This window comes from Alicyclobacillus suci (genome assembly GCF_017329615.1).
GTDB classification, from domain to species: domain Bacteria; phylum Bacillota; class Bacilli; order Alicyclobacillales; family Alicyclobacillaceae; genus Alicyclobacillus; species Alicyclobacillus suci.
In genome coordinates, this window is record NZ_JAFMTW010000044.1 from 20842 (window position 1) to 28608 (window position 7767).

10 protein-coding genes are annotated in these 7767 nt (G+C 49.5%); 6 read left to right on the forward strand and 4 right to left on the reverse strand.

Annotation, left to right across the window (positions count from 1 at the left end):
- The first annotated feature begins 40 nt into the window (after window positions 1-40).
- Window positions 41-241 (forward strand): hypothetical protein, encoded by a 201-nt coding sequence (locus J3482_RS16440; protein WP_206917237.1) that lies wholly within the window; start codon window positions 41-43, stop codon window positions 239-241.
- A gap of 619 nt (window positions 242-860) precedes the next feature.
- Here the strand turns inward: J3482_RS16440 and J3482_RS16445 are convergent.
- Complete coding sequence (locus tag J3482_RS16445; RefSeq protein ID WP_021297774.1) at window positions 861-1010, reverse strand: hypothetical protein; 150 nt, start codon at window positions 1008-1010, stop codon at window positions 861-863.
- A gap of 205 nt (window positions 1011-1215) precedes the next feature.
- On the opposite strand from J3482_RS16445, the gene J3482_RS16450 reads away from it, so the two are divergent.
- Window positions 1216-1941: a TVP38/TMEM64 family protein gene (locus tag J3482_RS16450; RefSeq protein ID WP_206917238.1), complete on the forward strand. Its 726-nt coding sequence runs from the start codon at window positions 1216-1218 to the stop codon at window positions 1939-1941.
- Here J3482_RS16450 and J3482_RS16455 read toward each other — a convergent pair.
- Window positions 1933-2136: a hypothetical protein gene (locus tag J3482_RS16455; RefSeq protein ID WP_206917239.1), complete on the reverse strand. Its 204-nt coding sequence runs from the start codon at window positions 2134-2136 to the stop codon at window positions 1933-1935. The two genes, J3482_RS16450 and J3482_RS16455, sit on opposite strands and share 9 nt — an antisense overlap.
- Window positions 2137-2678: 542 nt before the next feature.
- On the reverse strand, window positions 2679-3149 hold the full coding sequence (locus J3482_RS16460) for a DUF1284 domain-containing protein (RefSeq protein ID WP_438938625.1): 471 nt from the start codon (window positions 3147-3149) through the stop codon (window positions 2679-2681).
- Window positions 3150-3386: 237 nt separating this feature from the next.
- On the opposite strand from J3482_RS16460, the gene J3482_RS16465 reads away from it, so the two are divergent.
- The 4 genes from J3482_RS16465 (at window position 3387) to J3482_RS16480 (ending at window position 7208) form a co-directional block, all read left to right on the forward strand.
- Complete coding sequence (locus J3482_RS16465; protein ID WP_206922747.1) at window positions 3387-3992, forward strand: flavin reductase family protein; 606 nt, start codon at window positions 3387-3389, stop codon at window positions 3990-3992.
- 297 nt (window positions 3993-4289) lie between these two features.
- Complete coding sequence (gene cysP, locus J3482_RS16470; protein ID WP_206922748.1) at window positions 4290-5363, forward strand: sulfate permease; 1074 nt, start codon at window positions 4290-4292, stop codon at window positions 5361-5363.
- A 139-nt stretch (window positions 5364-5502) separates the two neighbouring features.
- The gene (locus J3482_RS16475; RefSeq protein ID WP_206922749.1) at window positions 5503-6417 is read left to right on the forward strand and encodes an ABC transporter ATP-binding protein; all 915 of its coding nucleotides are present in this window, start codon (window positions 5503-5505) and stop codon (window positions 6415-6417) included.
- Between the two features lie 5 nt (window positions 6418-6422).
- Window positions 6423-7208, forward strand: a complete 786-nt coding sequence (locus J3482_RS16480) for an ABC transporter permease (RefSeq protein ID WP_206922750.1) — start codon at window positions 6423-6425, stop codon at window positions 7206-7208.
- 16 nt (window positions 7209-7224) lie between these two features.
- On the opposite strand, the gene J3482_RS16485 is transcribed toward J3482_RS16480, so the two are convergent.
- A complete protein-coding gene (locus J3482_RS16485) occupies window positions 7225-7662 on the reverse strand; it encodes a hypothetical protein (protein ID WP_206922751.1) in 438 nt (145 codons plus the stop codon).
- Window positions 7663-7767 lie beyond the last annotated feature (105 nt).

Consider the following 7767-nt stretch of genomic DNA (forward strand, 5'->3'; position numbering starts at 1 on the left):
ATCCTCGTGCTTACATGGTTTTGTAAGTGGAGGTATAGAAATGGCCAGATGTCCAAAGTGTGGTACCGCTAAGTTTGCAATTGACGAAGTGCAGTTAGAAGGCGATACGAGAAAAATCGTGGTGATTGTGTGTGCCGGGTGTGATACACTCCTGTCCATTGTTCACCCGCAATTTAATTATTACCCTCAACTGGATGAAATATCCGAGACGCTGAAGCAAATCAGACAGAAGTTGAAATAGACATTGATTCTGTCTTGACGACGTGCGGAACGGAGAATATTTCGTGCGAGTGCGCGTCACCCCATTGAGTAGTACGTATATGGGGATTATCGACGATGCTTGCGGATTTTATGACAGTTCAAGACGCCGTGGATTTCTCGACAGGACATGGCAAGAGAAGTTTGTTGTAGATTGAAGAACTTTTGAATCCATACAACGCACAAACGGCACCCATGCAAAACGGTTTGTGCGTTGTGTTGGGTCTCAGTTCGTTTTGACGCCGAAGGCTTTACTATGTACGTCTGTACGGAATGCATCAAGCCTCTGTAGCTTCCTAGCGGTGCTGTTGAAGTCGCCTTTGCAGCGGTGCGGGCTGCGCCTGATTCCTCTTTCCGAAGATCTGACTGTTGAATATCTTGACCTCAAAATACACACTGCCTTAAATTGCACTTGATTGCATCCGTCCCGTAGATGTATTTCGCTCAGAAATTCTTTTCGCGCATCGTGAGTGGATTCGAACTGCGTTCGAATCCTTGATATACTGGGTTCATTCACGGCATTAGGCTAATACTTCACGGTGATAAATGAAAACCCTTGCTGTTTCTCGTTCGACAGTTGGCTTCGGAATCAAGGCATTTTGTTAGTTGCTATTCGCAGTTGCAAATCGCATTTGGCCCGTGCGTTTGTGTGTTCGCCAAGCACGGCATACGACACGCATGGCTAACTGTTCGTCTTGAACGGCTGCCAGAATTGCTTCGCCAAACGTCTTGAAGAACTCTAATTGTGTCATGCTGTAAACCACCTTCGATCAGTGTCGTTGCATATATCATAATACGAACAAATGTTCGCATCAATGCTGTTTCGTGAAATATCGCTTATTTTTTTGTGTCATTTGTGGAATGTGATTTTTGAAAGCAATTGTCCGGGAATGATGAAAGTGTCTGTTGAAAGGATGACTGGAAGCCAACGCTGGACACCACGACAGGAGTGAAGTCATGGATATGGAACCAAGGCCGCGAGTGTACCACAGGCGTCGACGCAATTCGGACCAGCGTGCTTCAGGACGGAAGTTAAACCGGATGGAGGGCGTTTTATCGACAATTGCCCTCATTGTGATTTTCGCGATTCTCATCGTTATTTTTTTCCGATTTGATCGCTCGAATGAACTGTCACGCGTGATTCAGTCGACGGGGATTCTCGGTGTGATCATCGCGATTGCTTTGATGGCGCTACTCAGCATTCTCCCTGTTCCGTCTGAGTTCTTGATGATTGTCATCATGAAAATTTTTGGTCCATGGTGGGGAATTTTGCTTAGTTGGGTGGGCACAATGATTGCCGCCATCGTGACTTTTCTGCTTGCTCGACACGTTGGCCGAAAGTTGCTGCGCCACTTTATTTCGGAAGATCGGGTCGAGCAGATTTCAAGTTGGATCGGAAATCGCGGCATTTTTGGTTTAATTGCCGTGCGTATTATTCCATTTCCGTTTATTGTCGTCAATTATGTTGCAGGTGTCTTGCGCAATATTCGGCTGCGCGACTTTATTTGGACGTCGGCAGTGGGTGGAATCCCGTATTATATCGGCGCAGCCCTCGTGTTTTTAGGTGTCTCGAAGCGGTACATGACCTGGCTTGTGATTGGCGCGGTTGCACTTGTGACGGTATGGGTGGCAGGTTATTTCTTCAATCGTCACGTTCACTCCATCAAGCGATTTTTACATTGAGTCGTTTGCGAATAGCAGGACACTCAGGAGCACCATACTTTCCGCAACTATTGGGTAGTAGAAATACGGCAACAAGGAAATCAGCGGGAGCTGAATGGTTGCCGCTTGGGCAGGCTCGGTTTTCTGTAACCATTCCCAAGGGATGGTTTGGTAGCGCAATTTACGTGGGCGATGGAGACTGATGGCTGCAAACATGTGCATACCTCCCGTCTCTCACATTGTACGGTGATGTTGTAGCGTAAATGCCAGTCCAAGGAAATGCTGCGTAGATTCAGCAACGCCCTGGACCGTATGGCCGCAGGCCACCGCAGGCGGCAGGCGAGCGCCCGGCGTGATGGCGTCTTAATAAGACACTCGTGCCGTTTTTGTATCGATTAATGCATCAAACATGCCTTATTTTGTTTTTTTTGAGAACGTTTTGGTAGATTTGCGCGAATAGCACAGATTTCTTATCTTATCCGCCCCCCAAAGGGCCGATATGTCACAAATAGTGCGGAAAAGTTACCTCATGCGGCCCCCACAGGCCCACCCTGGCCTAACCGTGGGGGAGTTTCAATAGGCACAACGTATCCTCCCATGGACGCGCGTATCGTCACGACACGCCTGGGCGCCAGAAAATCAGAAAAAAAAGGTCGCCATACGACGACCAATGGGTAAAGGGAAATTGTGTCTCATAAATCATAACACAATACTGATTTTTACGATAGCACGTTAATGCACTAAAGTTTTTTAAAGATTCATTTAGGTCTGAGGTGGGTTGTCTCGTTTACCGGATTGGGCACTTCGAAGAGACCCTCGCCATTGTGGAGGCGTTCAACGCCTGCTTCGCATACACCGTAGCTCCGCCAGGAGCAAGTGCGGCATAGCGTTGCGATGTCTGACGCAACGATGTGATTTTGAATTCGTTGTTCGATGTCCGACCAACGGTAGGTCTCTCCAGCTTCCACGCCAAGGCGTTGTCGAACGGCACTATCGCGTTGCATGATTGTGGCGTCGTGACAGTGGCAGGGTTGCGTCTCTGGAAATTTGGCGCACAAATCGTCTGGGCCGACAACGAGAGTGACAAGAGTTTCCGGTTGTTCGCGCAAGCGTCGGTGAAGTTGTGTCATGTTTTGTACGTATTCTGGAGAATAGCCCATGCCGCGATAGCCGAGTAGACATAATAAGTGGTGTCCGCGTAGGCGGTATGTTGCTTGCTGGTGGCTCACAGCGGATACCCTCCTTACGAAATGGCCACCTATGTGACATCGTCCCCTGTAGGATAGGACAAGCATAACACATGGTATTTTTATGCTGTGAAGGGTTGTAGTCGCAGATACGAAGTGGCATTTAGGTTTTGATGAGGGTAAGATGACGGTATACAAACTTATTGGAGTGAAGTCTTGCGTACATTGCGCCGTATATTGCTGTACATGATACGGCCTATTAAGTTGGAGGGAAATGTTGTGCTGGCATTACATCCGGATGAACTGAGTCCTCGTGACAATTACAAATTTTTGATTGGAAGCGTTATTCCGCGGCCCGTGGCGTTTGTGACGACGAAGTCGGCGGCTGGCACACTCAATGCGGCTCCGTTCAGTTACTTCAATATTGTATCGTCGGCACCGCCTATGATTTCCGTATCGGTGCAGCGAGTAAATGGTAAGCAAAAAGATACAGCTCGCAATGCCATATTTGCCAATGCGTTCGTGGTTCATATTTGTGATACAGATAACGTGGATTACGTCAATCAAACGGCGGCGTCCCTTGGGCCGGAGGAAAGCGAAGTAGAGCAGGTGGGACTCACGCCCGTAGAGAGTCGCGTGATTGATGTGCCTGGGGTGCAAGAAGCCAAAATTCGGATGGAGTGTGTCCTTGAACATGCGTTGCCACTAGGTGGAAGTGTACCTACGTGTGATATGTTGATTGGTCGGGTTGTTCAGTATCATATTCAGCCAGACCTTTATGAGGATGGACGAATTGATGCGTTGCGATTAAATCCGGTGGCGCGTTTGGCAGGCGACGATTATGTCAAACTCGGTCAGATTTTTGCGATGGATCGACCGAAGTAAGGAAATTACATACTGTGACAACGCGAAAATCGTGTTGGTCTTCTATATACATGTGACCTTACGTCTGTTAAAATAAGAGCAATATATTATTGTTCGACATAATCCGCTGCCGACGGTGTTCGCGTTGGTATACTCATCCCATTGGCATTCTGCCGTCGCCTTATCTGAGGTGTCCGAATATAATCTCACCATCATCGTGCGAAATCGCATAGGGAGAGATAGACATTTAGAGGGTTTTTTACTGGGTGAATACCGACTTTATTGATTTGGATAATAGGTCTTGGGAGGCCCGAAATCATGCTCATTATCGCATGGGTCATTGCGATGTTCTTTGCGGCCAATATTGGAGCGAGTGGCACTGCGGCCTCCATGGGCGCTGCGTACGGTGCGGGCGCCGTGAAACGAAAATGGATTGCGCTGGTTTTAGTCGCCGTGGCTGCGTTTCTTGGCGCGGTTATCGGTGGCGGTTCTGTAGTGAAGACCATCAGTGGAGGGATTGTACCCTCGCATGATATCACAGTGTCAATTACCGTTTTAATCTTGGCTTCAGCCTGTTTAACCTTGTTTATATCCAACTTGATTGGGGTACCGCTGTCGACGAGTGAGGTCACTGTGGGCGCAGTTGTGGGCGTCGGTTTGGCGATTTCACACATTTATGTTTCGAAAATCGTATTTATTGCGTCGGTTTGGCTCGTGATGCCATTCCTTGCGATGGCCATCGCTTATTTTCTAGGCAAGGTGGTTCGCGTGCTGGAGCCGAGGCTTGCCAGAGTATCCACTACAACGCGGTATATTACACTTGGCTTCACGGTTTTGCTTGTGCTTTCAGGATGTTATGAAGCCTTTTCCGCAGGGATGAACAATGTGGCCAATGCGGTTGGCCCACTTGTCGCCTCCCATGTGATTGGACAGCGTACAGGGTTGTATGTGGGCGCGTTATTCGTCGCGCTTGGCGCTGTGACGCTAGGTGGCAGAGTACTGGAGACGAATGCGAAAAAAATCACGAAGTTATCTGTCCTGCAGGGGACGGCGGTATCGCTGACAAGTGCCACCCTGGTTTTGATTGCTTCCATATTTGGGTTGCCAGTGCCGCAGACACAGGCCACTACGATGGCGATATTTGGCGTGGGACAGTCTAAAGTTGGGCGCGACATCTGGCGACAGGACGTCGTGCGACGCATCGTGAAAATCTGGATTGCATCTCCAGTCTCCTCACTTTTGTTGTCGTATGTGCTGGTTGAATTGGTGCTGAAGGGAAATTGGTTTGCATTGTGGATAGTTGGTGCAGTCGTCGTCCTGAGTGGATTGGTTTGGCTCGTTCGCCGAATGCGGGCCAAACAATCGGCGGTTGGGCAGCGCAAGACTCTGTAGAGGTGGGCAGACCTCACGGGGTCTTTTTTTTGTGTTCATTAGATTTTGTAAATTGTTCCCTTGTTTTCTGTGGAAACTGTTATACTTGTCGTGATTTCGTGTAATCGTTCGTTTGAGGCTAGGTACGTGGAGGGAAGGCATGGCGAACGCTGTAGAGCTCAGGAATGTGACGAAGATTATCGGGAATAAGCGAATTGTCAATGATTTGACATTTGATATTCACGAGGGCGAAGTGTTTGGCTTATTGGGTCCGAATGGAGCGGGGAAAACCACGACCATTCGGATGTTGGTCGGGCTTATTTCCATTTCGCAAGGTCAGGTGCGAATTCAGGGATTTGACATTGCTCAGGATTACGCAAGGGCGATACGTCAAGTGGGTGCGATTGTGGAAAATCCGGAAATGTATAAATATCTGACCGGATATCAGAATTTGTTGCAGTATGCGCGGATGGGCAGCGGGATTGACCGGCGAAGAATTGATGAGGTTGTGGAGTTCGTCGGGTTGGCGGATCGAATTCATGAGAAGGTGAAGCGCTATTCTCTGGGCATGCGGCAGCGACTTGGCTTGGCCCAGGCGCTACTGCACAGGCCATCGGTGCTGATACTCGATGAACCGACGAATGGTCTTGATCCGGCTGGAATTCGCGAGTTGAGAGATCACCTTCGTCACTTGGCCAAACAGTCGGGGGTTTGCGTGATTGTCTCCAGTCACTTGCTCTCTGAGATGGAACTGATGTGTGATAGGGTGGCCATTATTCAAAACGGGGAACTAGTGCGGGTGCAGACGATAGATCAGTTGACAGCGATTGACGAAAGTCAGCAGGAAGTTGTGTTGGACGTGGATGATGTGGGCGCAGCAGAGACTGTGCTCCGTGCACTTGCGGCTGAGATTGGGGCTTTTGTAGTGAACGGATCGACCGTGCGGATGACGCTTGACAGACAGCAAATACCGGAGTTGAATCGGCGACTCGTGGAAGCCGGCGTGGGTGTGTATGAGATCCGCGTGCTTGCGAAGTCGCTGGAAGACAGATTTTTGGAGATCACAGGAGGCTAAACCGAATGTGGGGGCTGATTTTGAATGAGAACGCAAAAATATATCGGCGTTCTCGCACGTGGATATTTGTGGGCATCGTCTTGCTGGCGTTGCTCGCACTATGCATGCTCGTGCGCAAATCGATTCCGCCGAGCGCGCACGTCTGGGGATTGATGAATACCAGCAGTGGGCTCATCACGTTAATTACCATTTTTGCCGCTGTCGTTGGCGGCGATATTGTCGCGGCGGAGTTTTCTACAGGCACAGCGAAACTGTTGTTCATGCGACCGGTTTCCCGGCTTCAGATTTTGTGGTCAAAATACATCGCAGTCCTGCTGTTTGCACTCGGGTTTGTCGCGCTGTTATTTGTGGCTTCTTGGGTGCTCGGTGGCTTAGTGTTAGGTTTCGATGGCGCCACGACACCCTATCAATATGTGGGGAGCAACCAGGAACCTGCGCAGATTCCGTATGCGAGTGAGGTATTGCGCAGTTACGCATTTCCCTTGGTGCCGTTGGTGATGACACTGACCGTGTCGTTTATGATTTCGACGTTGTTTCGCAGTAGTTCGTTGGCAATTGCGGTGTCGATTCTCCTATTATTTGCGGGGGCGGTGGTCGTCACTGCGCTCAGCCGTTATGCGTGGGATAAGTACATTCTCTTCGCGAACACCAACCTTTCTCAGTATTTCGTTGGCGGGCCGTCCTTGAAGGGCATGAGTCTCGGCTTTAGTGTCGTGGTGTTAATCGTGTATTTTGTCGTCTTTCACTTGGTTGCGGCTATTGCCTTCCGGAAGCGCGACGTCGCCGTTTAACCCCAATCAACTCAGGTCATCCATTGTGATACCCATGCCGGATGGTATGTAACAATGTAAAACCGCTCGACAGAAACACGGGTGAGATGAGTAAGAGTGTGAGTGCGACAGGAATGTGTCCGATGAGAAAGATACCCATCGAGATACCCATGAATACATTCATGAGAGTGTCGGACATGCCTTTGAGACTTCTGTGTTCATCTATCATGAGGCCTGCTGCAATGCCAAAGACGAAGCTCATGATGCACCCCGCTGTCTTGCTGCCCGTGCACAATTCCATCACGAGTTGAATGGAGAATGTAAAGCGCAGGAGTCCAGAGTGGAGCAAACGCCGGAATTCATCTGGTATGGGTGCAGCACTCGCGCGGCGGGAATCGGGCCGCTTCAATAGCCCGTACAATAGACAGGTTTCGGAAAGGGCGATTGGCAGTGTGATACAAAGGAGCCACAACACATGTCCCACCTCCTAGTATATTGATGTTACGTACTCCAAAGAGTTTTGAGATAAAATTCTCGTAGCGGTCGGGGTACTACGATCACCTCCTTGGGACCATTGGTT